Source organism: Klebsiella sp. CN_Kp088, from assembly GCF_040064335.1.
Taxonomy (GTDB): domain Bacteria; phylum Pseudomonadota; class Gammaproteobacteria; order Enterobacterales; family Enterobacteriaceae; genus Klebsiella; species Klebsiella aerogenes.
In genome coordinates this window covers 80,983-107,198 of record NZ_JBEAIQ010000017.1, presented here as the reverse complement: position 1 = coordinate 107,198, position 26,216 = coordinate 80,983, and the positions used below count along the sequence as shown (strand labels likewise).

The 26,216-nt window shown below is 55.7% G+C and carries 19 protein-coding genes; 15 read left to right on the top strand and 4 right to left on the bottom strand.

What is annotated here, in order from left to right:
* The first annotated feature begins 13 nt into the window (after positions 1-13).
* A complete protein-coding gene (locus ABLV08_RS09110) occupies positions 14-1,153 on the top strand; it encodes a glycerate kinase (RefSeq protein ID WP_015703309.1) in 1,140 nt (379 codons plus the stop codon).
* A gap of 149 nt (positions 1,154-1,302) precedes the next feature.
* Here the strand turns inward: ABLV08_RS09110 and barA are convergent, their stop codons facing one another.
* Complete coding sequence (gene barA, locus ABLV08_RS09105) at positions 1,303-4,053, bottom strand: two-component sensor histidine kinase BarA (protein ID WP_048229377.1); 2,751 nt, start codon at positions 4,051-4,053, stop codon at positions 1,303-1,305.
* Positions 4,054-4,163: 110 nt separating this feature from the next.
* Here barA and rlmD point away from each other — a divergent pair, with 110 nt between their 5' ends.
* The 5 genes from rlmD to eno all read left to right on the top strand — a co-directional run bounded on the left by rlmD (position 4,164) and on the right by eno (position 11,994).
* A complete protein-coding gene (gene rlmD, locus ABLV08_RS09100; protein ID WP_045367347.1) occupies positions 4,164-5,468 on the top strand; it encodes a 23S rRNA (uracil(1939)-C(5))-methyltransferase RlmD in 1,305 nt (434 codons plus the stop codon).
* Between the two features lie 128 nt (positions 5,469-5,596).
* Entirely contained in the window at positions 5,597-7,834 is a 2,238-nt protein-coding gene (relA, locus tag ABLV08_RS09095) for a GTP diphosphokinase (protein WP_015369965.1), read from the top strand.
* Positions 7,835-7,905: 71 nt separating this feature from the next.
* Positions 7,906-8,697, top strand: a complete 792-nt coding sequence (gene mazG / locus ABLV08_RS09090) for a nucleoside triphosphate pyrophosphohydrolase (protein WP_015703306.1) — start codon at positions 7,906-7,908, stop codon at positions 8,695-8,697.
* A 279-nt stretch (positions 8,698-8,976) separates the two neighbouring features.
* The gene (pyrG, locus tag ABLV08_RS09085; RefSeq protein WP_015703305.1) at positions 8,977-10,614 is read left to right on the top strand and encodes a glutamine hydrolyzing CTP synthase; all 1,638 of its coding nucleotides are present in this window, start codon (positions 8,977-8,979) and stop codon (positions 10,612-10,614) included.
* A gap of 81 nt (positions 10,615-10,695) precedes the next feature.
* Positions 10,696-11,994 carry a phosphopyruvate hydratase gene (gene eno, locus ABLV08_RS09080; RefSeq protein ID WP_015369968.1) on the top strand — a complete coding sequence of 433 codons (1,299 nt, stop codon included), beginning with the start codon at positions 10,696-10,698 and terminating at the stop codon, positions 11,992-11,994.
* 67 nt (positions 11,995-12,061) lie between these two features.
* On the opposite strand, the gene ABLV08_RS09075 is transcribed toward eno, so the two are convergent.
* Positions 12,062-13,171: an SDR family oxidoreductase gene (locus tag ABLV08_RS09075; RefSeq protein ID WP_020078059.1), complete on the bottom strand. Its 1,110-nt coding sequence runs from the start codon at positions 13,169-13,171 to the stop codon at positions 12,062-12,064.
* Positions 13,172-13,685: 514 nt separating this feature from the next.
* On the opposite strand from ABLV08_RS09075, the gene queE reads away from it, so the two are divergent.
* Together queE and ABLV08_RS09065 are read left to right on the top strand one after the other, a co-directional pair.
* Positions 13,686-14,357, top strand: a complete 672-nt coding sequence (gene queE / locus ABLV08_RS09070; protein ID WP_015369971.1) for a 7-carboxy-7-deazaguanine synthase QueE — start codon at positions 13,686-13,688, stop codon at positions 14,355-14,357.
* A 191-nt stretch (positions 14,358-14,548) separates the two neighbouring features.
* The gene (locus ABLV08_RS09065) at positions 14,549-15,337 is read left to right on the top strand and encodes an SDR family oxidoreductase (protein ID WP_015703303.1); all 789 of its coding nucleotides are present in this window, start codon (positions 14,549-14,551) and stop codon (positions 15,335-15,337) included.
* 66 nt (positions 15,338-15,403) lie between these two features.
* On the opposite strand, the gene queD is transcribed toward ABLV08_RS09065, so the two are convergent.
* Positions 15,404-15,769, bottom strand: coding sequence for a 6-carboxytetrahydropterin synthase QueD (gene queD, locus ABLV08_RS09060; protein ID WP_015369973.1), 366 nt, complete (start codon positions 15,767-15,769; stop codon positions 15,404-15,406).
* Between the two features lie 317 nt (positions 15,770-16,086).
* Between queD and cysJ the strand changes: the two genes are divergently transcribed.
* From cysJ to cysH, 3 genes are all read left to right on the top strand, one after another.
* Positions 16,087-17,886: an NADPH-dependent assimilatory sulfite reductase flavoprotein subunit gene (gene cysJ, locus ABLV08_RS09055; RefSeq protein WP_015369974.1), complete on the top strand. Its 1,800-nt coding sequence runs from the start codon at positions 16,087-16,089 to the stop codon at positions 17,884-17,886.
* Positions 17,886-19,598 (top strand): assimilatory sulfite reductase (NADPH) hemoprotein subunit, encoded by a 1,713-nt coding sequence (gene cysI / locus ABLV08_RS09050; RefSeq protein ID WP_015369975.1) that lies wholly within the window; start codon positions 17,886-17,888, stop codon positions 19,596-19,598. The genes cysJ and cysI overlap by 1 nt, the downstream gene beginning before the upstream one ends.
* Positions 19,599-19,699: 101 nt before the next feature.
* On the top strand, positions 19,700-20,434 hold the full coding sequence (gene cysH, locus ABLV08_RS09045) for a phosphoadenosine phosphosulfate reductase (RefSeq protein WP_015369976.1): 735 nt from the start codon (positions 19,700-19,702) through the stop codon (positions 20,432-20,434).
* 73 nt (positions 20,435-20,507) lie between these two features.
* Here the strand turns inward: cysH and ABLV08_RS09040 are convergent, their stop codons facing one another.
* Positions 20,508-21,554, bottom strand: coding sequence for an aminopeptidase (locus tag ABLV08_RS09040; RefSeq protein ID WP_163366334.1), 1,047 nt, complete (start codon positions 21,552-21,554; stop codon positions 20,508-20,510).
* 246 nt (positions 21,555-21,800) lie between these two features.
* Here ABLV08_RS09040 and cysG point away from each other — a divergent pair, with 246 nt between their 5' ends.
* From cysG to cysC, 4 genes are read left to right on the top strand one after another with little or no spacing between them, the layout of a single operon-like run.
* On the top strand, positions 21,801-23,207 hold the full coding sequence (gene cysG, locus ABLV08_RS09035) for a siroheme synthase CysG (protein WP_162184003.1): 1,407 nt from the start codon (positions 21,801-21,803) through the stop codon (positions 23,205-23,207).
* Between the two features lie 9 nt (positions 23,208-23,216).
* Positions 23,217-24,125 carry a sulfate adenylyltransferase subunit CysD gene (gene cysD / locus ABLV08_RS09030; RefSeq protein WP_047052752.1) on the top strand — a complete coding sequence of 303 codons (909 nt, stop codon included), beginning with the start codon at positions 23,217-23,219 and terminating at the stop codon, positions 24,123-24,125.
* A gap of 9 nt (positions 24,126-24,134) precedes the next feature.
* Positions 24,135-25,562: a sulfate adenylyltransferase subunit CysN gene (gene cysN / locus ABLV08_RS09025; RefSeq protein ID WP_348855767.1), complete on the top strand. Its 1,428-nt coding sequence runs from the start codon at positions 24,135-24,137 to the stop codon at positions 25,560-25,562.
* Positions 25,562-26,167: an adenylyl-sulfate kinase gene (gene cysC, locus ABLV08_RS09020; RefSeq protein ID WP_015369981.1), complete on the top strand. Its 606-nt coding sequence runs from the start codon at positions 25,562-25,564 to the stop codon at positions 26,165-26,167. Before cysN ends, cysC begins: the two co-directional genes overlap by 1 nt.
* Positions 26,168-26,216: the final 49 nt, after the last annotated feature.

Genomic DNA, 26,216 nt, shown 5'->3' with positions numbered 1-26,216 from the left:
ATTAAGGACACTTATGAAGATAGTGATCGCGCCGGATTCTTACAAAGAGAGCCTGAGTGCGCTGGACGTCGCCACCGCGATAGAAACGGGGTTCCGCGAAATTTATCCCCATGCGGAGTACGTTAAAGTCCCGGTTGCCGACGGCGGCGAGGGTACCGTTGAGGCGATGGTGGCCGCGACTCAAGGGCATATCGTACAGGTCAGCGTTACCGGGCCGCTTGGCGAGCCGGTCAACGCCTTTTACGGCCTCTCCGGCGATATGCGCTGCGCCTATATCGAAATGGCGGCAGCCAGCGGACTGGAAAGCGTGCCGCCCACGCGACGTAATCCGCTACTGACTACCTCCTGGGGAACCGGCGAGCTGATTCGTCACGCGTTGGATGCGGGGGTTTCGCAGATTATTATTGGCATCGGCGGCAGTGCGACCAATGACGGCGGCGCCGGCATGGCGCAGGCGCTGGGGGCAAAACTGTTGAGCGCCGGGCAACAGCAAATTGCGCCGGGCGGCGGCGCGCTGGAGACGCTGGCGCGGATCGATCTCAGTGAACTGGATCCAAGATTGGCGGATTGCCGGATTGATGTCGCCTGCGACGTTACCAATCCGTTAACCGGCCCGCAGGGCGCAAGCGCGGTGTTTGGCCCGCAAAAAGGGGCGACGGCGGCGATGATTGAGCGTCTTGACCGCGGCCTGCAACACTTTGCGCAGATTATCGACCGTGATTTAGATATTGACGTGCTGAGCCTGGAAGGGGGAGGGGCGGCGGGTGGTATGGGGGCGGCGTTGTATGCGTTTTGCGGCGCTAACCTACGTCCGGGAATTGAGATTGTGACCGATGCGCTAGGGTTGGCGGATTTAGTGGCTGATGCCGATTTAGTAATTACCGGCGAAGGTCGCATCGACAGCCAGACCATTCACGGCAAGGTACCGGTGGGGGTGGCGAAGGTTGCGAAACGCTTCAACGTGCCGGTGATTGGGATTGCCGGCAGCCTGACCGCCGATGTTGGCGTCGTGCATCAGCATGGCCTCGATGCCGTCTTTAGCGTGCTCTATTCCGTCTGTACCCTGGACGAGGCGCTGGCGAACGCCGCCGCCAACGTGCGGATGACGGCACGTAACGTGGCGGCGGTATTAGAGATGGGCGGCAAGCGGTAACCTGGCCGGGGCAGTGGTATTGGTAGCCCGGATAAGGCACGTAGCGCCTTATCCGGGAACCCTCCCCGGCGGCGCTTACGCTTACCGGGGCTACCAACCGAGTACCGGATCGTAGCCCGGATAAGACGCGTAGCGCCGCTATCCGGGGTTTACACTCCCATCTTGCACGCTTCGCGGGCGACGTTATCCATCTCGTCTAACAGTTCCAGCAGTTCCGGCTCCAGCTCTTCCGGCGCGGTACCTGCGCGCAACTGGCTTTCAAGGGTATGGCACAGTTTTTTCAGCCGCGGTACGCCGCTATAGCTGCAGCTGCCGTGCAGTTTATGAATTAAATCCAGCAACCCTTCCGGCGTTTCGCCAACCAGCTGTTCTTCAACTTTATTGCGCACCTCCGGCATAAAGGCGAGCAGCATTTGCAGCATCTCCCGCGCGAGGTCTGGTTTCATGGCAGCCTGACGCAGCGCCAGCTGCCAGTTGAGAGTGACGTTATGATCGATAACCGGCTCCACCGGTTCGGCTAATTGCGACGCGGCGACGTGCATGCCGGGCTGATAGCGCAACAGCAGGGTGCTAAGCTTATCTTCTTCAATCGGCTTCGCCAGATAATCGTTCATCCCGGCGGCCAGCAGTTTCTCGCGCTGCCCCTCAAGGGCGTGGGCGGTCACCGCGATCACCGGGGTCTGCTGCTGATGCGGGAGATGGCGGATCAATTCACAGGCGCGAATGCCGTCCATATCCGGCATTTGAATATCCATCAGAATGAGATCCAACTGCGACTGTTTGGCCTGCTCTACGGCATCCTGGCCGCTATCGCACAGAATGACATGCTGCACCAGATCGTCCAGCAGCGCGCCAATAAGCTTGAGGTTGGCCGGGTTATCATCTACCGCCATTACCGTCATCGCCAGTTTATCACTATCGATATAGGGCTGTGGCACCGGCGGCTGCGCGCGGCAAGAGGCCATCAGCACCGGGAAAAGCCGCGTGGAGGTCAATGGTTTAAGCAGGCAGGCGGTAACACCGTTTCTTTTCAGCTCTTCGGCGCTAACCTGCGCGTGGCAAGGCAGCCCCAGCACCAGGGTATCGGAAAGTGAGCAAGCGCGGACCAGTTTTTCCCGCTGGTTGCTGAGATCGCGCATCGACACCGGAATACCGGCCAGTAAAATATCGTAGTGCGCATCCGGCAGCGCTGACAGCGTCGGGCTGTAGACCACTTCCAGCGGTGTGGTTGCCAGCAGTTCCATCGTGCTTTGCGCAGCGGTGGTATTGGCTTCAATGTAGGCCAGCTTCTTGCCCGCCAGGCAATGGGTATCGAAACCGTCGGTAATAGCGTTCGGATTCAGGTCAAGGCTGATATGGAACCAGAAGGTGGAACCGCGGTTCGGCTGACTATGGAATGAGATATCGCCGCCCATCTCTTTGACCAGCCGCTGAGTGATAACCAGCCCCAGGCCGGTGCCGCCGTGGCGGCGTGAGATACTGGCATCGGCCTGACGGAAGGCCTGGAACAACCGCGACTGATCGCGCTCCGGAATGCCGATGCCGGTATCATGAATCTGTACTTCGATTTGTACTCGCGAATTGCTCATCGCCCGCTGTTCAACCAGCACATCAATGTTGCCGTGTTCGGTGAATTTAATCGCGTTACCCACCAGATTGGTGATCACCTGCTGCAGGCGCAGCGGATCGCCAATCACATTATCCGGGACATCGCTTTTAATGTTGAGGGTGAGCTCAAGGCCTTTATCGTGCGCCGAATGTGCCAGCAAGGTCACCACTTCATCCAGGGTATTACGCAGCAGGAAAGGAATGCTTTCCAGAATCAGCTTGCCCGCTTCGAGCTTGGAGAAATCCAGCACATCATTGATGATGGCCAGCAGATTATTCGCCGAACGTTCGATGGTGGTCAGGTGGTCGCGCTGGGTAGCGTTGAGATCGGTTTTCAAGGTCAGGCGGGTAAAGCCAATCACGCCGTTAAGCGGAGTTCGTAGCTCGTGCGACATATTGGCAAGGAACTCGGACTTGATGCGCGCGGCCTCCTGGGCGCGCTTTTTCGCCAGATCCAGCTCGACGTTCTGAATCTCCATCTGCTCCAGCGTTTCGCGCAGATCCGAGGTCGCCTGATCGACATTGTGCTGCATCTCCTCGTGGTAGGCCGCCAGCGACATCGCCATCGAGTTAATGCCGTTTTTCAGCATATCCAACTCGCCGAGCATAAAACCTTCAACGCGGCTATCCAACTGGCCGCGGCGGATGCGGTCAACGGTGTTGACCATATTACGAATCGGTCCGGTCACGTCGCGCATCAGGCGCCAGCCGAAAATCAGCGCAATGCCGATACAAAACAGCATCATGACGCTTGAGATAAATATCTCTTTGTACTGCTGCAGGCGCACAGATTTAAGGTCGAGCTCCAGCGCCACATAGCCGAGCATATTGTCCGGCATTTTAGCATCGCTTTCCGGCGACTCATCGGGCAGATAGCTTTCTGACACAATAGGCGTGCGCAGCACCATGATGTCGCCGTGGCGGGTGACGCTCAGCCGGCGAGGGAAGGGCGCGCCGCGCGGGAGCTGTATTTCCCGCGGATCGAGCTGGAAGTTAGAGGTAACGAACAGCCGGTTTTTAGCATCATAAATAGAAATAGCCCGCACGATATCGGAATGGCGGCGGTGAAGCACGCTGATAAGTTGGCCGATCGCCTCGCGATTTTGCAAATTCATGCCGTACTCACTGGATACCGCCAGCGGTTCGATAATACTGGCGCCGGCATCTTCCAACTGCCGCTGCAGGTCGTTATAGCGGTGGGCAACGAAGAAAATACTGAGCAGCAGACCAATCAAAACGGTCGGCGCCAGAATAAGAATCATCATGCGAGCACGTAGGCTGTAGTTGGTCATGCGGTTCCATTATGGGAGAATATACATATCAACCTTCAGACGGCTTCTGCATTGGTAGCCCGAATGATTTCATGTATAGAGTCAGTATATTTTTGAGATAATCCTCTACGATGGCGCAATTCTACTCTGCAAAACGGCGTGTGACGACGCGCCAGATCATAACCGTGACGGTAAATGACCTTGATCCCTTTGGCCAGGGCGTAGCCCGTCATCAGGGTAAGGCGCTGTTTATCCCCGGCCTGTTGCCGCAAGAGCAGGCGGAAGTCGTGCTGGTAGAGGATAAAAAACAGTATGCCCGCGCTCAGGTTAAACGCCGCCTCAACGACAGTCCACAGCGCGTTGCACCGCGCTGCCCGCATTTCGGCGTCTGCGGCGGATGTCAGCAGCAACATGCGAGCATTGAACTACAGCAGCAAAGCAAGCGCGCCGCGCTCTCCCGCCTGATGAAACGTGACGTTGACGACATTATAGCCGCTGAACCCTGGGGCTACCGGCGTCGGGCGCGTTTGAGCTTGAATTATCAGCCAAAGACCCAACAACTGCAGATGGGTTTTCGCAAGGCCAACTCCAGCGAAATCATCGATGTGGTGCAGTGCCCCGTTTTGGTGCCCCAACTTGAGGCGTTGTTACCCGCGGTGCGCGAGTGTTTAACCAGCCTACAATCACAACGTCAACTTGGCCACGTTGAACTGGTGCAGGCGGATAATGGCCCGCTGATGGTTTTACGCCATACCGCCGCGCTGACGGCGGCGGATAAAGAAAAACTGGAACGTTTTTCGCAAACTCACGGTCTATCCCTGTACCTCGCGCCGCAAAGCGAGATACTTGAACATATTCGCGGCGATGAACCATGGTACACGTCAGACGGACTACGCTTAGTGTTCAGTCCGCGCGATTTTATCCAGGTAAACGATGGCGTAAACCAGAAAATGGTGCGTACGGCGCTGGCCTGGTTAGATATTCAGCCGCAGGACCGCGTTCTGGATCTGTTTTGCGGTATGGGCAATTTCACCCTGCCGCTGGCCAAAGCGGCGGCGAGCGTGGTGGGCGTCGAAGGCGTACCCGCGCTGGTGGCAAAGGGGCGGGAAAATGCCGCCCTCAATGAATTGCAGAACGTGACTTTCTTTCATGAAAACCTGGAAGAAGATGTTACCCGGCAGGCCTGGGCGAAGCATGGCTTTGATAAAATTCTTCTCGACCCGGCAAGAGCCGGGGCGCCGGGCGTGATGGCGCATATTATCAAGCTGGCACCGCGGCGGATGGTCTATGTTTCATGTAACCCGGCGACGCTGGCGCGCGATAGCGAAGCGTTGCTTCAGGCGGGATATCGCATTCAACGTCTGGCGATGCTGGACATGTTCCCGCACACCGGGCACCTGGAATCGATAGTATTGTTTGAGCGCGAGCTTACATAAAATTGTTCAGCCCGCATCGAGGCGACAGTGAAGATGCCTGATGGCGGTGTGGACTGAAGGATGAAGTATGACGGGTATAAAATACGGCTTGCTGACTTCGGTAGGCTGAGTCCCTTAAGGAGAGGACAATGGTTGCGGTAAGAAGTGCACATCTTAATAAAGCTGGTGAGTTTGACCCGAAGAAATGGATCGCGAGTCTGGGGATTTCCAGCCAGCAGTCGTGTGAGCGCTTAGCCGAGACCTGGGATTATTGTCGCGTAACAACGCAGGGACACCCGCAGGCGGATCTCCTGCTTTGGCGCGGCGTGGAGATGGTAGAAATTCTCTCTATGCTCAATATGGATATCGATACCTTGCGGGCCGCTTTACTGTTTCCGCTGGCGGACGGCAACGTCGTCAGCGAAGAGGTCCTGCAAGAGAGTGTCGGCAAATCCGTCGTAACCCTAATTCACGGCGTGCGTGATATGGCGGCGATTCGCCAGCTTAAAGCCACGCACACCGACACCGTCTCCTCAGAACAGGTCGACAATATTCGCCGCATGCTGCTGGCGATGGTCGATGATTTCCGCTGCGTGGTTATCAAGCTTGCGGAACGTATCGCTCACCTGCGCGAGGTAAAAGATGAACCCGAAGATGAGCGCGTACTGGCAGCAAAAGAGTGTACCAACATCTATGCGCCGCTGGCGAACCGCTTAGGCATCGGTCAACTGAAGTGGGAACTGGAAGACTACTGCTTCCGTTACCTGCATCCAGCCGAATATAAGCGTATTGCTAAGTTGCTGCACGAACGCCGTATCGACCGCGAACATTACATCGATGAGTTCGTCGGCCACCTGCGCTCAGAAATGAAAAATGAAGGCGTGAAGGCTGAGGTATACGGGCGTCCGAAGCATATCTATAGCATCTGGCGCAAAATGCAGAAGAAGCATCTCGCTTTTGATGAGCTGTTTGACGTGCGCGCGGTACGTATCGTCGCTGAACGTTTGCAGGATTGCTACGCGGCGCTGGGGATCGTGCATACCCACTATCGTCATCTGCCTGACGAATTTGATGATTACGTCGCCAACCCGAAACCGAACGGCTACCAGTCTATTCACACCGTGGTGCTTGGGCCGGGCGGGAAAACGGTTGAGATCCAAATTCGCACCAAACAGATGCATGAAGACGCCGAGCTCGGCGTGGCGGCGCACTGGAAGTATAAAGAGGGCGCCAGCGCCGGGGCGAGCGGCGGTCGCGGCCATGAAGACCGTATCGCCTGGCTGCGTAAGCTGATCGCCTGGCAGGAAGAGATGGCCGATTCCGGCGAAATGCTCGACGAAGTGCGCAGCCAGGTCTTCGATGACCGGGTCTACGTGTTTACCCCGAAGGGCGACGTGGTTGATCTGCCGGCGGGCTCAACTCCGCTCGACTTTGCCTACCATATCCATAGCGATGTCGGGCACCGCTGCATCGGCGCCAAAATTGGCGGGCGCATTGTGCCGTTCACCTATCAGCTGCAGATGGGCGATCAGATTGAGATAATCACCCAGAAGCAGCCGAACCCAAGCCGCGACTGGCTGAACCCGAACCTTGGCTACGTGACCACCAGCCGTGGACGCTCCAAAATTCACGCCTGGTTCCGTAAACAGGATCGCGATAAAAACATTCTCGCCGGGCGGCAGATCCTCGACGATGAGCTCGAGCATCTGGGCATCAGCCTGAAGGATGCCGAGAAACATCTGCTGCCGCGCTACAACTTTAATGAACTGGATGAACTGCTGGCGGCTATCGGCGGCGGCGATATTCGCCTTAACCAGATGGTCAACTTCCTGCAGGCGCAGTTCAACAAACCGAGCGCCGCCGAGCAGGATGCCGCCGCGCTGAAGCAACTGCAGCAAAAAACCTACACCCCGCAGAACCGCAGCAAAGACAATGGCCGGGTGGTGGTTGAGGGCGTCGGCAATCTGATGCATCACATTGCCCGCTGCTGCCAGCCGATCCCCGGCGACGAAATCGTCGGCTTTATCACCCAGGGGCGCGGGATTTCAGTACACCGCGCCGACTGCGATCAGCTGGCTGAGCTGCAGTCTCACGCGCCGGAACGCATCGTTGATGCGGTATGGGGTGAGAGCTATTCGGCGGGATATTCGCTGGTGGTGCGCGTGGTCGCCAACGACCGCAGCGGCCTGCTGCGCGACATTACCACTATTCTTGCCAACGAGAAGGTGAACGTGCTGGGGGTGGCCAGCCGCAGCGATACGAAACAGCAGCTGGCGACCATCGATATGACCATTGAAATCTACAACCTGCAGGTGTTGGGCCGGGTGCTCGGCAAGCTGAACCAGGTGCCGGATGTGATCGACGCGCGTCGTCTGCACGGCGGTTAATTCGTCTGTAGGCCGGATAAGGCATAGATGCCTTATCCGGCCTACTATTTTTAAATTTCCAGGATTGTTACATGACTCAAATTGACCGCCTGCTCGGTATTATGCGTCGCCTGCGCGACCCGGAAAACGGCTGCCCGTGGGATAAAGAACAGACCTTTGCCACTATCGCCCCTTATACCCTTGAAGAGACCTATGAAGTGCTGGACGCCATTGCGCGCGAAGATTTTGACGATCTGCGCGGCGAGCTTGGCGATCTGCTGTTCCAGGTGGTGTTCTATGCGCAGATGGCGCAGGAAGAAGGGCGTTTTGATTTCAACGATATCTGCGCCGCCATCAGCGACAAACTGGAACGTCGTCATCCGCATATCTTTGGCGATGCTTCGGCCGGGAACAGTGCGGAAGTGCTGGCGCGCTGGGAGCAGATTAAGAGCGCGGAACGAGCGGAAAAGGCGCAACACTCGGCGCTGGATGATATTCCGCATAGCCTGCCGGCGCTGATGCGCGCGCATAAAATTCAGCGTCGCTGCTCGGCTGTGGGCTTTGACTGGACCTCGCTTGGCCCGGTGCTCGATAAAGTGCATGAAGAGATAGATGAAGTCATGCATGAAGCGCAGCAGGCGGTGGTTGATGAAGCTAAACTTGAGGAAGAAGTGGGCGATTTGCTGTTCGCCACGGTGAATTTGTCCCGTCATTTAGGGGTTAAAGCCGAGGTCGCATTGCAGAAAGCGAACCTCAAATTTGAGCGCCGCTTCCGCGAAGTTGAGCGTATTGTCGCCGCCAGAGGTCTGGAAATGACCGGCGTTGACCTCGAAACCATGGAAGAAGTGTGGCAGGAAGTAAAACGCCAGGAAACTGATCTCTAACGGGTTTTCGTGATCAAGCGCTATTTGTGTGATTTTATAAATAACAAGCGCTTGATTTACGTCAAAAACATTTCGCCAAAAGCGGCTATTTTCTCATTCCGTTATGTTGTTGAAACACCATGTAGCCTGCCTCTTCGAGTTGTTCGAGTCGCAACGCAGGTGCGGCTGGTAGAAAGAAGAGGAGGGGAGAATGAAAGTTTGTGGCGTCACGCATGTTCGGGTATACTACTTTCCCGTCCTGGTTATTCCATCGTTTTACCCTAACTTCTCAGGTTCAGCATGACAACGAACTATATTTTTGTGACCGGCGGGGTCGTATCCTCTCTGGGTAAAGGCATTGCCGCAGCTTCCCTGGCAGCCATTCTTGAAGCCCGTGGGCTCAATGTAACTATCATGAAACTGGATCCGTACATCAACGTCGATCCGGGCACCATGAGCCCAATCCAGCACGGGGAAGTGTTCGTTACTGAAGACGGCGCTGAAACCGATCTGGACCTGGGTCACTACGAGCGTTTCATCCGCACCAAGATGACTCGCCGCAACAACTTCACTACCGGTCGTATCTACTCCGACGTTCTGCGTAAAGAGCGCCGTGGCGACTATCTGGGCGCAACCGTACAGGTTATCCCGCACATCACCAACGCCATCAAAGAGCGCGTACTGGCTGGCGGCGAAGGCCATGACGTGGTGCTGGTTGAAATCGGCGGTACCGTAGGCGATATCGAATCCCTGCCGTTCCTCGAAGCTATTCGCCAGATGGCGGTAGAAATCGGCCGTGAGCATACTCTGTTCATGCACTTAACCCTGGTGCCATACATGGCGGCGGCGGGTGAAGTCAAAACTAAACCGACTCAGCACTCTGTTAAAGAGCTGCTCTCCATCGGTATCCAGCCAGATATCCTGATTTGCCGCTCCGATCGCGCGGTTCCGGCCAACGAACGTGCAAAAATTGCATTGTTCTGTAACGTCCCGGAAAAGGCTGTGATTTCTCTGAAAGACGTCGATTCCATTTATAAAATTCCAGGCCTGTTGAAATCTCAGGGGCTGGACGATTATATTTGTAAACGATTCAGCTTAACTTGTCCGGAAGCAAACCTGGCCGAATGGGAACAGGTAATCTATGAAGAAGCTAACCCGGCAGGCGAAGTCACCATTGGTATGGTTGGTAAGTACATTGAACTGCCGGATGCCTACAAATCGGTGATTGAAGCGCTGAAACACGGTGGTCTGAAAAACCGCGTGACCGTCAACATCAAGCTTATCGATTCGCAAGATGTTGAAACGCGCGGCGTCGAAATCCTTAAAGATTTGGACGCGATCCTCATCCCGGGCGGCTTCGGCTACCGCGGCGTTGAAGGTAAGATCGCCACCGCGCGCTATGCGCGTGAGAACAATATTCCATATCTGGGTATCTGCCTGGGTATGCAGGTTGCGCTGATTGAGTTCGCGCGCAACGTAGCGGGCATGGAAAACGCCAACTCTACGGAATTTGTGCCAGACTGTAAGTACCCGGTGGTGGCGCTGATTACCGAATGGCGTGACGAAGAAGGCAACGTTGAAGTTCGTTCCGAGAAGAGCGACCTCGGCGGCACCATGCGCCTTGGCGCGCAGCAGTGCCAGCTGGGTGATGATTCTCTGGTCCGTCAGCTGTACGGCGAGCCGACTATCACCGAGCGCCATCGTCACCGCTACGAAGTCAACAACATGTTGTTGAAACCGATTGAAGCTGCCGGCCTGCGCGTTGCGGGCCGTTCCGGGGATGATCAGTTGGTCGAGATCATCGAAGTGCCGAACCATCCGTGGTTTGTGGCCTGCCAGTTCCACCCGGAGTTTACTTCGACGCCGCGTGACGGCCACCCGCTGTTTGCCGGCTTTGTGAAAGCCGCGAGCGAGTACCAGAAGCGTCAGGCGAAGTAAAAAGAGTTAGAACGGCAATGCACCCAATTGGGTGCATTGTTTGTCTGGAGTTTTAGTTTAACTTGTACTGAGGAAAACCTAATGTCCAAAATCGTTAAAGTCATCGGTCGTGAAATCATCGACTCCCGTGGTAACCCGACTGTTGAAGCCGAAGTACACCTGGAAGGTGGTTTCGTCGGTATGGCAGCTGCTCCGTCAGGTGCTTCTACTGGTTCCCGCGAAGCGCTGGAACTGCGCGATGGCGACAAATCCCGTTTCCTGGGTAAAGGCGTAACCAAAGCTGTTGCTGCGGTAAACGGCCCGATCGCTCAGGCAGTCCTGGGTAAAGATGCTAAAGATCAAGCTGGCATCGATAAGATCATGATCGACCTGGACGGTACTGAAAACAAATCCAACTTCGGTGCGAACGCAATCCTGGCGGTATCCCTGGCGAACGCCAAAGCAGCAGCTGCTTCTAAAGGCCAGCCGCTGTTCGAACACATTGCTGAACTGAACGGCACTCCGGGCAAATACTCTATGCCGGTTCCGATGATGAACATCATCAACGGTGGTGAGCACGCTGACAACAACGTCGACATCCAGGAATTCATGATTCAGCCGGTTGGCGCGCCGACTCTGAAAGAAGCCGTACGTATGGGTTCTGAAGTGTTCCATCACCTGGCGAAAGTTCTGAAATCCAAAGGTATGAACACTGCAGTTGGTGACGAAGGCGGCTACGCGCCGAACCTGGGTTCCAACGCCGAAGCGCTGGCTGTTATCGCTGAAGCGGTTAAAGCAGCAGGCTACGAACTGGGCAAAGACATCACTCTGGCGATGGACTGCGCAGCTTCTGAATTCTACAAAGACGGTAAATACGTTCTGGCTGGCGAAGGCAACAAAGCGTTCACTTCTGAAGAGTTCACCCACTTCCTGGAAGAGCTGACCAAACAGTACCCGATCGTCTCCATCGAAGATGGTCTGGACGAGTCTGACTGGGACGGTTTCGCATACCAGACCAAAGTACTGGGCGACAAAATCCAGCTGGTTGGTGACGATCTGTTCGTAACCAACACCAAGATCCTGAAAGAAGGCATCGAAAAAGGCATCGCTAACTCCATCCTGATCAAATTCAACCAGATCGGTTCTCTGACCGAAACTCTGGCTGCAATCAAGATGGCGAAAGACGCTGGCTACACCGCTGTCATCTCTCACCGTTCTGGCGAAACTGAAGACGCTACCATCGCTGACCTGGCTGTTGGTACCGCTGCAGGCCAGATCAAAACTGGTTCTATGAGCCGTTCTGACCGCGTTGCTAAGTACAACCAGCTGATTCGTATCGAAGAAGCGCTGGGTGAAAAAGCGCCGTACAACGGTCGTAAAGAGATCAAAGGCCAGGCTTAATCCTGACTTTTTGTGAAATAAAAATGCCAGTCTGCGGACTGGCATTTTTTTTACCTGCTAATTGCACTTACTTGAAATCGACGGCCATCTGCTGCGGGATAGAGAGCCCGCGGGTGGTTTGTACGCAGCGGTCGATATAATCGGTGAAGCGCGGCGGTTTGGGCATGCCCAGGCTGAGCAGCTTATCATTGCTGAAGCGGACGTTAAGCGTCGCGAAGGCGCCATACAGGCGCATCGCTTTGAGCATCAGGCGCTCGTTGCACGGGCCAAAAATATCCTTCAACTCACGGCGCATTTTAACCAGCGTCTCGTAGCTGACCTGCGCGTATCGGTCGCCTACCGGAGCCTGCTCCAGCGCTGAGGCCATCGCGCGATCGATTTCCGCAAATTTCACGCTGTTTTCTTCTCCGGCGGAGATATGCACGACTTCACCACGCGCCAACGGGCGTTGTAATAACATCAGCAGCGCATCGGCGCAGTAGTCGACCGGGATCACGTCAACACGGTCTTCCAGGGAGCAGAGGAATTTTTGCAGCATCAGCCCCATGCTGAACACCCAAAAAATGCTGCTTGAGGGCTGGCAACCGTGATGAGTATGACCAACGACGATAGAAGGGCGGGCGATGGCTAACGGTAACGTCGGACATTGCTCCTGCATCAGGCGCTCAATCGTCGATTTGGAATGGGTATACTCCACCAGATGCTCGGCGTGCTCGCGGAATTCAGCGCTTTCTGCGACCAGTGAATCTGGCTCCGGGGTACAGGACATCGCGGTGCCGACGTGGAGAAAACGTTGTAGTCCAGCTACACGGGACATCCGTTGGGCAAATTTGAACGTTCCTTCGACGTTCACTTTCCAGATGAGTGGATTATTACCAAATGAGGCGACGGCGGCGCTGTTGATCACGTGAGTGACCTGCTCCAGACGCGGGTCGCTCAGGAACGTCTCCGGTGATGACAAATCGCCGAGCAGGATCTGCCGGGGGGTTAATGCGGCCAGCTTCTCCTCTGCAATATTGAATTTACGCAGGTTTTCCTTCACCCGGGCCAGAGCCGCTTCATCGTTATTGGCTCGCACCAGGAGCAGTAGATTAATCCCATTTTCATTATTGAGGATATTCTCTAATACCGCTCCACCCAGAAATCCGGTAACGCCTGTAATTAATAATGTATTCATGAATGCAGTCTCTCATGGTTGGTCGACTGGATTCTAGGCGCAGAAAATTAAACGGAGATTAAATAAAAACAGGCGGCAACAAGCGCTTTCTTAAGCTTATTTTAAGCTATGGAAATCAAGTGAATTGAATTTGACCCTGGGCGAAGATAAAAGATTCATTGTTTCATGTATCGGTTTATACATCGTTGATTAATAATTTCTTTTTGTTGCTTTGGACAGCGATGGATAATGTCATTACGATCATCAAAGACATTCTTTGTTACATCTTTATCCGCGCGCAGATACATCTGAAGAAAGTAATAAATAATCCAATTCAATGACCAAGTGCGGCGCATGCTAAAATAATACTCAAAATATCGTAAATACATTTTGTGCTTATTTTATAGTTTGCTAGCTAATATAAAAAGATGGCTTACGAAAAGCTGACGATGGGGTCTGGTAATCGCAGCTGAGGACAAGACCTGAGCGCCTGAATCTGCGATAATACCTTTTTACCACCTGAACAGAGATGACTATGCAGTACCCGATTAACGAGATGTTCCAGACCTTGCAAGGCGAGGGTTACTTTACCGGCGTGCCTGCCATTTTTATTCGTTTGCAGGGATGCCCGGTTGGTTGCGCCTGGTGCGATACCAAACATACCTGGGATAAGCTGGCCGATCGGGAAGTGTCTCTATTTAGTATCCTCGCTAAAACCAAAGAGAGCGATAAGTGGGGCCCGGCGACCAGCGACGATCTGCTGGCGATCATTGGCCGTCAGGGATGGACCGCCCGTCACGTCGTGATTACCGGCGGCGAGCCCTGTATTCACGATCTCACACCGTTGACCGATCTGCTTGAGCAACATGGTTTCAGCTGCCAGATTGAAACCAGCGGTACCCATGAAGTGCGCTGCAGCCACAACACCTGGGTCACGGTCTCGCCGAAAGTGAACATGCGCGGCGGCTATGATGTGCTTTCGCAGGCGCTGCAGCGCGCCGATGAAATCAAGCATCCGGTTGGCCGCGTGCGCGATATCGAAGCGCTGGATGAACTGCTGGAAACGCTGGCCGATGAAAAGCCGCGTATTATTGCCTTGCAGCCGATTAGCCAAAAAGAAGATGCCACGCGGCTGTGCATTGAGACCTGTATCGCCCGAAACTGGCGCTTATCCATGCAGACGCATAAATACCTGAACATCGCCTGATACCCGCTTTCATTGCCGGGTTGGTTGCTAACCGCCCGGCAGCTCTCTTCTTCATATATGAATTCATCTTTGCACTCGATTTCAGCGCCGGGGTTGAGATACGCCTTCATGACAGCAGTGCTATCATTGGCGCATTAATTCAGCCGCCTGAAGCGGGCGGCTGATACGTTGACTTAAGGAACGAGTTAACCATGCAGCCAATTGATCCATCCACTGCCTTCTCTATGGACTTCTTCTCGCTCAAGGGGAAAACCGCTATCGTTACCGGTGGTAATAGCGGCCTGGGGCAGGCCTTTGCCGTTGCTTTGGCGACCGCCGGCGCGAATCTGTTTGTTCCCGCTCTGCGCGAAGAACACACGCAAACCCGCAAACTTATCGAACAGCAGGGCGTTGAGCTGGAATTCATGCTGGCGGATATCACCGATGGCGGTATGCCGCAGCGGATTATCGCCGCCTGCTGCGAACGTTTCGGTACCGTTGATATTCTGGTGAACAATGCCGGTATTTGCCAGTTGAATAAGGTGCTGCGCTTTGGGCGAACAGACTGGGATCCGATGATCGAGACTAACCTGACCGCAGCGTTCGAGCTCAGCCACGAAGCCGCGAAAATTATGGTTCCGCGGCGAAGCGGTAAGATTATTAATATCTGTTCGGTGTTTTCTTATCTCGGCGGCAGCTGGTCGCCGGCCTATGCCGCCACCAAGCATGCGCTGGCTGGCTTAACCAAAGCCTACTGCGATGAGCTGGGCCCGCATAATATTCAGGTTAACGGCATCGCGCCTGGCTATTACGAAACCGCCATGACCGCTATCACCCGTAGTATCCCAAAAGAGAACCGACGCGTGCTGGCGCATATACCCGCAGGCCGTTGGGGAGAAGCGCAGGATTTAATGGGCGCCGTTGTGTTCCTCGCCAGCCGGGCCTCGGATTACGTTAACGGTCATATTCTGGCAGTGGATGGCGGCTATCTGGTGCGTTGATTCCAACGGCGTGGGATGAAACAGAAAACCGCCATGGCAGCAGCCCGATGGCGGATAGACAGGGCATTACTCGCCGCGATAGACGCAGCCTGCGGTGCAGGTCTCTTTTACCATTACCGCGCTCAGCAGAGGAACCAGCGGTTTCATTTGATCCCAAATCCACTTGGCCAGCACTTCGCTGGTTGGGTTCTCCAGTCCTGGGATATCGTTCAGGTAATAGTGGTCTAAACGATCGTAGGTCGGTTTAAACGCGGCTTTCAGCTCGGCGAAATCCATGATCCACCCGGTATGGGGATCGACTTCACCGGTAATCTCCAGACGCACCATAAAAGAGTGACCATGCAGGCGACCGCATTTGTGGCCTTTCGGTACGTGCGGCAGGTGGTGGGCGGCTTCGAAGGTGAAATCTTTAAACAGCGTGGTGGACATCATTAACTCTCAACAGGACGAAAAAAACCGCCGTAGGGTACCGGAAAGTACATTTTTTAGCATTAACTAAAACGGCCCTGAACGCAAAATCGCCATTTTTGTGGTGTTTTGATGATTTAATTTATTATTTTTCAACAGGTTAGCTAATCGTTTTTGTTGTTAATAACTATAACTAAAACAGGTTAGTCCATTTGGTTATTTGTTATTTCCATCCCTTCTTTAATTGTTAGTATGCCCGCCGTTAACCTTACAATCTCTTCTGTTTTTGTCGCGCTGACAGGGCGTGAATAACAGCTTTGCTTACTGGAACATAACGACGCATGACGACACAGGCCCCACCTTCCAATCTGCTGCCGCTAAACCCGGAGCAACTGGCGCGCCTACAGGCGGCCACGACTGACTTTACGCCAACCCAACTGGCTTGGGTGTCCGGCTACTTCTGGGGCATGCTGAATCAGCAGCCCGGCGCCGTGGTAAGCGCGCCCGCTCAGGCGGTAGAAGCGCCGGCCATCACCCTGATTTCCGCTTCGCAGACCGGCAACGCGCGTCGGGTTGCCGAAGCGCTGCGCGACGATTTGCAGGCCGCGCAGCTGAACGTGAAACTGGTGAACGCTGGCGACTATAAATTCAAACAAATCGCCGGTGAAAAACTGCTGGTCGTGGTGACGTCGACCCAGGGTGAAGGTGAACCGCCGGAAGAAGCCGTCGCATTGCATAAATTCCTGTTTTCAAAGAAAGCGCCGAAGCTCGATGGCACCGCCTTCGCGGTGTTTGGCCTCGGCGATACCTCCTATGAGTTTTTCTGCCAGTCCGGCAAAGATTTCGATAGCAAACTGGCCGAACTGGGCGGCGAACGCCTGCTAGACCGCGTTGATGCCGACGTTGAATATCAAGCCGCGGCGGCGGAATGGCGCGCTCGCGTAGTGGATGTGCTGAAGGCGCGCGCGCCGACGGCTGCGCCTGCCCAGCTTGCGACCAGCGGCGCCGTGAATGAAATTCATACCAGTCCATATACTAAAGAAGCGCCGCTGACGGCGACGCTTGCTGTGAATCAAAAAATAACCGGTCGCGACTCGGAAAAAGATGTCCGTCATATTGAGATCGATCTGGGTGATTCCGGCCTGCGTTATCAGCCGGGAGATGCGCTAGGCGTGTGGTATCAGAACGATCCTGCGCTGGTCAAAGAGCTGGTGGAGCTGCTGTGGCTTAAGGGTGATGAACCGGTCACGGTAGAAGGCAAAACGCTGCCGCTGGCGCAAGCGCTGGAGTGGCATTTTGAGCTGACGGTCAATACCGCCAATATTGTTGAGAACTATGCCACCCTGACCCGCAGTGAAACGCTGCTGCCGCTGGTTGGCGATAAAGCGCAGTTGCAGCACTACGCTGCGACGACGCCTATCGTCGATATGGTGCGCTTCTCGCCGGCACAGTTGGATGCCGAAGCCTTAATCGGTCTGCTGCGCCCGCTAACGCCGCGCCTCTACTCGATTGCGTCCTCACAGGCGGAAGCGGAAAACGAAGTCCACGTTACCGTTGGCGTCGTGCGTTATGACATCGAAGGCCGCGCTCGCGCCGGCGGTGCGTCCAGCTTCCTCGCCGACCGCGTGGAAGAAGATGGCGAAGTGCGCATCTTTATCGAACACAATGACAACTTCCGTCTGCCTGCTAACCCGCAAACCCCGGTTATCATGATTGGCCCTGGAACCGGGATCGCGCCGTTCCGCGCCTTTATGCAGCAGCGCGCGGCGGAAGGGGCGGAAGGGAAGAACTGGTTGTTCTTCGGCAATCCGCACTTCACGGAAGATTTCCTCTATCAGGTGGAATGGCAGAGCTACGTCAAAGAGGGCGTGCTGAGCCGTATCGACCTGGCCTGGTCTCGCGATCAACAACAAAAAATCTATGTACAGGACAAACTGCGCGAGCAGGGGGCTGAAGTGTGGCGTTGGATTAACGACGGCGCCCATATTTATGTCTGCGGCGATGCCAATCGTATGGCGAAAGACGTCGAGCAGGCGTTACTGGAAGTGATTGCCGAATACGGCGCGATGGACGCCGAAGCGGCGGACGAATTTTTAAGTGAGCTGCGCGTTGAGCGCCGTTATCAGCGAGATGTCTACTAATGAGCGAAAAACATCCTGGCCCGCTGGTGGTCGAAGGTAAACTCTCCGACGCCGAGCGTATGAAGATCGAGAGCAACTACCTGCGCGGCACCATCGCGGAAGATTTAAATGACGGCCTGACCGGCGGTTTTAAAGGTGACAACTTCCTGCTCATCCGCTTCCACGGTATGTACCAGCAGGACGACCGCGATATTCGCGCGGAACGCGCGGCGCAGAAACTGGAGCCGCGCCACGCGATGCTGCTGCGCTGCCGTCTGCCGGGCGGCGTTATCACCACCAAACAGTGGCAGGCGATCGATAAATTTGCCGCGGATAACACCATCTACGGCAGTATTCGTCTGACCAACCGTCAGACTTTCCAGTTCCATGGTATTCTGAAGAAGAACGTGAAGCCGGTGCATCAGATGCTGCACTCCGTTGGCCTGGACGCGCTGGCGACCGCCAACGACATGAACCGCAATGTGCTGTGCACCTCGAACCCGTTTGAGTCGCAGCTGCATGCCGAAGCCTACGAGTGGGCGAAGAAGATCTCCGAACATCTGCTGCCGCGTACCCGCGCCTATGCTGAGATCTGGTTGGATCAGGAAAAGGTCGCCACCACCGACGAGGAACCGATCCTCGGCCAGACCTATCTGCCGCGTAAATTCAAAACGACGGTGGTGATCCCGCCGCAGAACGATATCGATCTGCACGCCAATGATATGAACTTCGTGGCGATTGCGGAAAACGGCAAGCTGGTCGGTTTTAACCTGCTGGTGGGCGGCGGGTTGTCTATCGAACACGGTAATAAGAAAACCTATGCGCGTACCGCCAGCGAGTTTGGCTATCTGCCGCTGGAGCATACCCTGGCAGTGGCGGAAGCGGTCGTGACCACCCAGCGCGACTGGGGTAATCGTACCGATCGTAAAAACGCGAAAACCAAATATACCCTTGAGCGCGTCGGCGTGGAGACCTTCAAGGCGGAAGTTGAGCGTCGTGCCGGGATCAAATTCGAACCGATTCGTCCGTACGAGTTTACCGGCCGCGGCGACCGCATCGGCTGGGTTAAGGGTATCGATAATAACTGGCACCTGACGCTGTTTATTGAGAACGGCCGTATTCTGGATTATCCGGGCCGCCCGCTAAAAACTGGCCTGCTGGAGATCGCGAAGATTCACAAAGGTGAATTCCGTATCACCGCCAACCAGAACCTGATCATCGCCAGCGTACCGGAAGATCAGAAAGCGCGGATCGAGAAACTGGCCCGCGATCATGGCCTGATGAATGCCGTCACGGCGCAGCGTGAGAACTCAATGGCCTGCGTGTCGTTCCCGACCTGTCCGTTAGCGATGGCCGAAGCCGAGCGTTTCCTGCCGTCGTTTATCGACAAGGTCGAAGAGGTGATGAGCAAGCACGGCGTTGGCGATGAGCATATCGTAACCCGCGTCACGGGTTGCCCGAACGGCTGCGGCCGCGCGATGCTGGCGGAAGTTGGCCTGGTGGGTAAAGCCCCTGGCCGCTATAACCTGCATATCGGCGGCAACCGCAGCGGGACGCGCATTCCACGAATGTATCGTGAAAATATCACCGAGCCGGAGATCCTTGCTTCGCTCGACGAGCTGGTAGGGCGCTGGGCGAAAGAGCGCGAAGCGGGTGAAGGCTTCGGCGACTTTACGGTGCGTGCGGGCATCATTCGCCCGGTGCTCGACCCGGCGCGTGATTTCTGGGAATAACCTGAATTGCCGGATAGCGGCATGAATGCCTTATCAGGCCTACCGTTCGCGTAGGCCTGATAAGCGAAGCGCCATCAGGCAAGGCACACAGTGAGGAACCTATGTCCAAACTCGATCTAAACGCGCTGAACGATCTGCCCAAAGTAGAACGCGTCATGGCGCTGGCGGAAGTTAACACTCAGCTGGAAAAACTCAGCGCCGAAGAACGCGTGGCATGGGCGCTGGAAAACCTGCCCGGCGACTATGCGCTCTCTTCAAGCTTTGGTATTCAGGCGGCAGTCAGCCTGCATCTGGTGAACCAGCTGCGCCCGGACATTCCGGTGATCCTGACCGATACAGGCTATCTGTTCCCGGAAACCTATCAGTTTATTGATGAATTGACCGAGAAGCTCAACCTGAACCTTAAAGTCTACCGGGCGACGGAAAGCGCCGCCTGGCAGGAAGCGCGTTACGGCAAACTGTGGGAGCAGGGCGTTGAAGGCATTGAGAAGTACAATGAAATCAACAAAGTTGAGCCGATGAACCGGGCGCTGAAGGAGCTCAACACCCGCACCTGGTTTGCTGGCCTGCGCCGCGAGCAGTCCGGCAGCCGGGCACATTTACCGGTGCTGGCTATCCAGCGCGGCGTCTTTAAGCTGCTGCCGATTATCGACTGGGATAACCGGACGGTTTATCAGTATCTGCAAAAGCACGGCCTGAAATACCACCCGCTATGGGAGCAGGGGTATTTGTCCGTTGGTGACACTCACACTACCCGTAAATGGGAACCCGGTATGGCGGAAGAAGAAACCCGATTCTTTGGCCTCAAGCGGGAGTGCGGATTGCACGAAGGCTAAGCGATGCGTTATGCCGGAGAGTGTTATTCCAAAGCGGACACGCGGGCTATACCGCGGGTTCGCTTTGCGCAAATCAGTTTTTCTTCTCAACTTTCGCCAGCTCTTTCACCAGCGGCAGCATCACTTTGACTACATCGCGCCCGCGGCGCTCGATCCTTCCCGGCAGCGCTTTGTCGATATACTGTTGGTTATCCAGTTGTACATCATGCCAGCTGGTCCCCTGCGGGAAGCTACGGGTTTTACTGCGCTGCTGATAGCCATCCTTTTTACCCAATGACCAGTTAGTCGCTTCCACGGAGAGTACCGGGATCCCGGCGCTATCAAAAACGCTGGCATCGTTACAGCAACCGGTGCCTTTCGGGAACTCCGGATTCAGCCCTGGATTGGTGAACGCGGCGATACCGTGACTACGGGCGATAGCCAGCGCGCGATCGCGGGTCAGCTTGCGTACCGATGCCGGCGTGCTGCGCCCGCTATTGAAATAGAGCTTATCGCCGACCACCAGGTTATCGAGATTAATCACCAGTAGCGTATTTTTCTTTTCCGCCTCGCTCATGCGTTTAAGTATGTTTTGCGCGCCCAGGCGGCCTTCTTCCTCGCCGCTGGTGGCGATAAAGCGAATGCCGTAACGGGTGGGGACGTTCTTTAAATGTTCCGCCAGCTCCAGCAGCACGCCGAGCCCCATTGCGTTATCGTCGATCCCCTGCAGCGTCAGGCCGCCAAGGTTGTTCTCAACGTCTTTATCGCTCTGCGGCGCGTAGGTATCGAGGTGCGCCATAATAATGATTTGCTGGCGAGACTGGCCTTCATGCGCGGCGATAACCGTGCTGCCGGTGGCGTTGTGCCAGTTCTTACGTTGATTGCTGTCGGTATAGATGTAGCGGGTATTAAAGCTACGTACGTCGCTCTGATAACCCATCTGGGCAAACTGTTGACGAAGATAATCGGCTGATAGCATCTCGGCCGGCGTACCGGTCATTCTTCCGGGGAAGACGGTAGCAATATGGCGGGCCTGGGTATTGGCGGTGTCGCCCAGGGCGCTGAATGCCGGAGCGGCGGAGAAGACAAAACCTGTGCCAAGCGCCAGCGGCAGCAGACGGCGGCACATCGCGGAAAACATAATGGGTCCTTACACAAGCGAAACATTTCGACCGCGTTAGTATGAAACTGTGACGGCGCTTAAACAATTTCATTTGCTCTTAAATAGCGGAAAATGAGCGTGTTAAGCACTTTTTGATATTTAGATTTCCAGCTCGTTATTCTTTTGCGTCACAACTCATTCCATTTCGTAATTTCATTTGCTCAAGGCCGCGCCCTATAGTCCCTCTATTGCTGAATGTAAGAGAGTTGTTGCGCCGTGGATTACTTGCCCCTGTTTGCCGAGTTGAAAGAGAGACCCGTGCTGGTTATCGGCGGCGGTGAAATTGCCGTCCGTAAGATTAAATTCTTGCTGCGGGCGCAGGCGAAGGTACAGGTGGTCGCCGCCGTCCTGTCGCCGGAGCTCGCTGAACAGGTTGAACGTCAGCAAATCAGCTGGCGGGCAACCGCCTTTGATGAGCAGCAGGTGGACGATGTATTTCTGGTGATTGCCGCCACCGACGATCGTGAACTCAACCAGCGGGTGTTTGCCGCGGCTAACGCGCGTTACCGCCTGGTAAATGTGGTGGATGACCAGCAACTGTGCTCATTCGTCTTTCCTTCTATTGTCGACAGGTCGCCGCTGCTGGTGGCGATCTCCTCCAGCGGCAAGGCGCCGGTGCTGTCGCGCATTCTGCGTGAAAAAATCGAAGCGCTACTGCCCACAAATTTGGGGCGACTGGCTGAAACGGCGAGCTACTGGCGCCATCATCTGAAAACCCGGCTGACCACCACCGAAGCGCGTCGTCGCTTCTGGGAGCGCGTTTTCACCGGGCGTTTTGCCAGCCTGATGGTGGCCGGTAACCACGCGGCGGCGGAACGGGCGCTGCAGGATGAACTCGACAGGCCGGAACGCAGCGTGGGCGAAATTATTCTGGTAGGCGCCGGGCCGGGGGATGCCGGCTTGCTGACGCTACGCGGCCTGCAGGCGATTCAACAGGCGGACGTGGTGTTTTATGACCATCTGGTGACCGAGAGCGTGCGGGAACTGGTGCGCCGCGATGCCGAAATGATCTGCGTTGGCAAGCGCGCGGGCGAGCACTCCGTACCGCAGCACGAAACAAACCAAATGCTGGTGGAGGCCGCCAAAGCGGGGAAAACGGTGGTGCGCCTGAAGGGCGGCGATCCGTTTATTTTCGGACGCGGCGGGGAAGAACTGCAGGCCGCCGCCGCCGCCGGGATCCCGTTCCAGGTGGTGCCAGGCGTTACCGCCGCGGCGGGCGCGACGGCCTATGCCGGCATTCCGCTGACCCATCGCGATTATGCGCAAAGCGCAGTTTTCGTCACCGGTCACTATAAATCTGACAGCGCGCCGTTTGATTGGGCGCTGCTGGCGAAGAGCCAACAAACGCTGGCGATTTACATGGGCACCATGAAAGCGGCGGACATCAGCGCTCAGCTGATCGCCCATGGCCGCGACGCGAATACTCCGGTGGCGGTGATTTCCCGCGGCACTCGCGAGGATCAGCAGACGCTGACAGGCACGTTACAACAGCTCGAACATCTGGCGAAAGATGCCCCAATGCCCGCGCTACTGGTGGTGGGCGAAGTGGTACAGCTGCATCAGCAGCTCGCCTGGTTTCAACACACAACGACAGCGGAAGGGTTTAACTCTTCTGTGGTAAATCTGGCTTAAGGAACGGTTATGGACCAAAAACGACTCACTCACCTGCGGCAACTGGAGGCGGAAAGCATCCATATCATTCGTGAGGTGGCCGCCGAATTCTCTAACCCGGTGATGATGTACTCCATCGGTAAAGATTCCAGCGTAATGCTGCATCTGGCGCGCAAAGCGTTTTATCCGGGGACCCTGCCGTTCCCGCTGCTGCACGTCGATACCGGCTGGAAATTCCGTGAGATGTATGAATTCCGTGACCGTACCGCCAAAGCTTATGGCTGCGAGCTGCTGGTGCATAAAAACCCGGAAGGGGTGGAGATGGGCATCAACCCGTTCGTTCACGGCAGCGCCAAGCACACCGATATCATGAAAACCGAAGGCCTGAAGCAGGCGTTGAACAAATATGGCTTTGATGCCGCATTCGGCGGCGCGCGTCGCGATGAAGAGAAATCCCGCGCCAAAGAGCGAATTTACTCCTTCCGCGATCGTTTCCACCGCTGGGACCCGAAAAATCAGCGTCCGGAGCTGTGGCATAACTACAACGGCCAGATTAACAAAGGCGAAAGCATTCGCGTCTTCCCGCTCTCTAACTGGACCGAGCTGGATATCTGGCAGTACATCTATCTGGAAAATATTGAAATCGTTCCGCTGTACCTGGCGGCAGAGCGCCCGGTACTAGAGCGTGATGGCATGCTGATGATGATTGATGACGATCGTATCGATCTGCAGCCGGGCGAGATGATCAAAAAGCAGATGGTGCGCTTCCGTACCCTCGGCTGTTGGCCGCTGACCGGCGCGGTAGAGTCCAACGCGCAAACGCTGCCGGAAATTATTGAAGAGATGCTGGTATCCACCACCAGCGAACGTCAGGGGCGCGTCATTGACCGCGACCAGGCAGGCTCCATGGAGCTGAAAAAACGTCAGGGGTATTTCTAAGGAGCCGCCATGAACACTACGATTGCACAACAAATTGCTAAAGAAGGTGGCGTAGAAGCTTATCTGCACGCGCAACAGCACAAAAGCCTGCTGCGTTTTCTGACCTGCGGCAGCGTCGATGACGGCAAAAGTACCTTGATTGGCCGCCTGCTGCACGATACGCGCCAGATTTATGAAGATCAGCTCTCTTCCCTGCACAATGACAGCAAGCGTCACGGTACTCAGGGTGAGAAACTGGATCTGGCGCTGCTGGTGGATGGCCTGCAGGCCGAGCGTGAGCAGGGCATCACCATTGATGTCGCCTATCGCTACTTCTCGACTGAGAAACGCAAATTTATCATTGCCGACACGCCGGGCCATGAGCAGTACACCCGTAATATGGCGACCGGCGCGTCCACCTGCGATCTGGCGATCCTGCTGATTGACGCCCGCAAAGGCGTGCTCGACCAGACTCGCCGCCACAGCTTTATCTCTACGCTATTGGGGATTAAGCACCTGGTGGTCGCGGTGAACAAAATGGATCTCGTCGAGTTCAGCGAAGCGCGCTTCAATGAAATTCGTGAAGATTATCTGACCTTCGCCGAACAGCTGCCGGGCAAACTTGATATCCGTTTCGTGCCGCTCTCGGCGCTGGAAGGGGATAACGTCGCCACCCAGAGCGGTAAAATGCCGTGGTACAGCGGCCCGACGCTGCTGGAAGTGCTGGAAACCGTTGACATCCAGCGCGAGGTTGAAAGCCAGCCGCTGCGCTTCCCGGTGCAGTACGTGAACCGTCCGAACCTGGATTTCCGCGGTTTCTCCGGCACCGTCGCTTCCGGTACGGTCACCGTTGGCCAGCGCCTGAAGGTATTGCCGTCGGGCGTCGAGTCGAACGTGGCGCGTATTGTCACCTTTGACGGCGACCTGCCGCAGGCCGGGGCGGGGGAAGCGATCACTATCGTTCTGAAAGATGAAATCGACATCAGCCGCGGCGATTTGCTGGTTGACGCTGAGGCCTCGCTGCCTGCGGTACAAAGCGCCAGCATCGACGTCGTGTGGATGGCGGAACAGGCGCTGTCGCCGGGCCAGAGCTATGACATTAAAGTGGCTGGCAAGAAAACCCGCGCCCGTGTTGACGCTATCCGCTATCAGGTGGACATCAATAATCTGACCCAGCGTGAAGTCGAAACCCTGCCGCTGAACGGCATTGGGCTGGTGGAGCTGACCTTTGACGAGCCGCTGGTGCTCGATCCGTATCAGGACAACCCGGTGACCGGCGGGCTTATCTTTATCGATCGCCTGAGCAACGTGACGGTTGGCGCGGGAATGGTCAACGAACCGCACCTGCAGGCGCAGGCCCCGACGTCGCAGTACAGCGCGTTTGAACTGGAACTGAATCAATTGATTCGTAAACACTTCCCGCACTGGGACGCGCGCGATCTGCTGGGAGGCAAGTAATGGCCCGGCATGACGAAAACGTCGTCTGGCATGCGCATCCGGTGACCCGAGAGCAGCGCGAGCAGCACCATGGCCATCGCGGCGTGGTGCTGTGGTTTACCGGCCTCTCGGGGTCGGGTAAATCCACCGTCGCTGGGGCGCTGGAAGAGGCGCTGCACGAGCTTGGCGTAAGCACCTATTTGCTTGACGGCGATAATGTGCGCCACGGGCTGTGCAGCGATCTGGGATTCAGTGACGACGATCGCAAAGAGAACATTCGCCGCGTCGGTGAAGTGGCTAAGCTGATGGTCGATGCCGGGCTGGTTGTATTGACGGCGTTTATATCTCCGCATCGTGCAGAACGGCAGATGGTACGTGAGCGTTTGGGAGAGGGACGCTTTATCGAGGTCTTTGTCGATACCCCGTTAGCCATCTGTGAGACGCGGGATCCAAAAGGATTGTACAAGAAGGCGCGGGCAGGGGAGTTGCGCAATTTTACCGGTATTGATTCGGTCTATGAATCCCCGGAGAATGCTGAAATTCATCTGGATGGTGAACAATTGGTAACAAATTTGGTGCACCAACTATTAGACCTGCTTCGACAGAGCGATATTATCAGATCCTGAAAAGGCAACGGCATCGAGGGGTGCCGGTCGGCCGGTCAACAGGATTCGA

Coding starts and splice junctions, on each gene's coding strand:
- mazG (WP_015703306.1), top strand. CDS start 7,906: ATGACTCAAATTGACCGCCTGCTCGGTATTATGCGTCGCCTGCGCGAC.
- barA (WP_048229377.1), bottom strand. CDS start 4,053: ATGACCAACTACAGCCTACGTGCTCGCATGATGATTCTTATTCTGGCG.
- cysH (WP_015369976.1), top strand. CDS start 19,700: ATGTCCAAACTCGATCTAAACGCGCTGAACGATCTGCCCAAAGTAGAA.
- pyrG (WP_015703305.1), top strand. CDS start 8,977: ATGACAACGAACTATATTTTTGTGACCGGCGGGGTCGTATCCTCTCTG.
- relA (WP_015369965.1), top strand. CDS start 5,597: ATGGTTGCGGTAAGAAGTGCACATCTTAATAAAGCTGGTGAGTTTGAC.
- ABLV08_RS09040 (WP_163366334.1), bottom strand. CDS start 21,554: ATGTTTTCCGCGATGTGCCGCCGTCTGCTGCCGCTGGCGCTTGGCACA.
- queD (WP_015369973.1), bottom strand. CDS start 15,769: ATGATGTCCACCACGCTGTTTAAAGATTTCACCTTCGAAGCCGCCCAC.
- cysN (WP_348855767.1), top strand. CDS start 24,135: ATGAACACTACGATTGCACAACAAATTGCTAAAGAAGGTGGCGTAGAA.
- cysD (WP_047052752.1), top strand. CDS start 23,217: ATGGACCAAAAACGACTCACTCACCTGCGGCAACTGGAGGCGGAAAGC.
- ABLV08_RS09110 (WP_015703309.1), top strand. CDS start 14: ATGAAGATAGTGATCGCGCCGGATTCTTACAAAGAGAGCCTGAGTGCG.
- rlmD (WP_045367347.1), top strand. CDS start 4,164: ATGGCGCAATTCTACTCTGCAAAACGGCGTGTGACGACGCGCCAGATC.
- cysJ (WP_015369974.1), top strand. CDS start 16,087: ATGACGACACAGGCCCCACCTTCCAATCTGCTGCCGCTAAACCCGGAG.
- queE (WP_015369971.1), top strand. CDS start 13,686: ATGCAGTACCCGATTAACGAGATGTTCCAGACCTTGCAAGGCGAGGGT.
- ABLV08_RS09075 (WP_020078059.1), bottom strand. CDS start 13,171: ATGAATACATTATTAATTACAGGCGTTACCGGATTTCTGGGTGGAGCG.
- cysI (WP_015369975.1), top strand. CDS start 17,886: ATGAGCGAAAAACATCCTGGCCCGCTGGTGGTCGAAGGTAAACTCTCC.
- eno (WP_015369968.1), top strand. CDS start 10,696: ATGTCCAAAATCGTTAAAGTCATCGGTCGTGAAATCATCGACTCCCGT.
- cysC (WP_015369981.1), top strand. CDS start 25,562: ATGGCCCGGCATGACGAAAACGTCGTCTGGCATGCGCATCCGGTGACC.
- ABLV08_RS09065 (WP_015703303.1), top strand. CDS start 14,549: ATGCAGCCAATTGATCCATCCACTGCCTTCTCTATGGACTTCTTCTCG.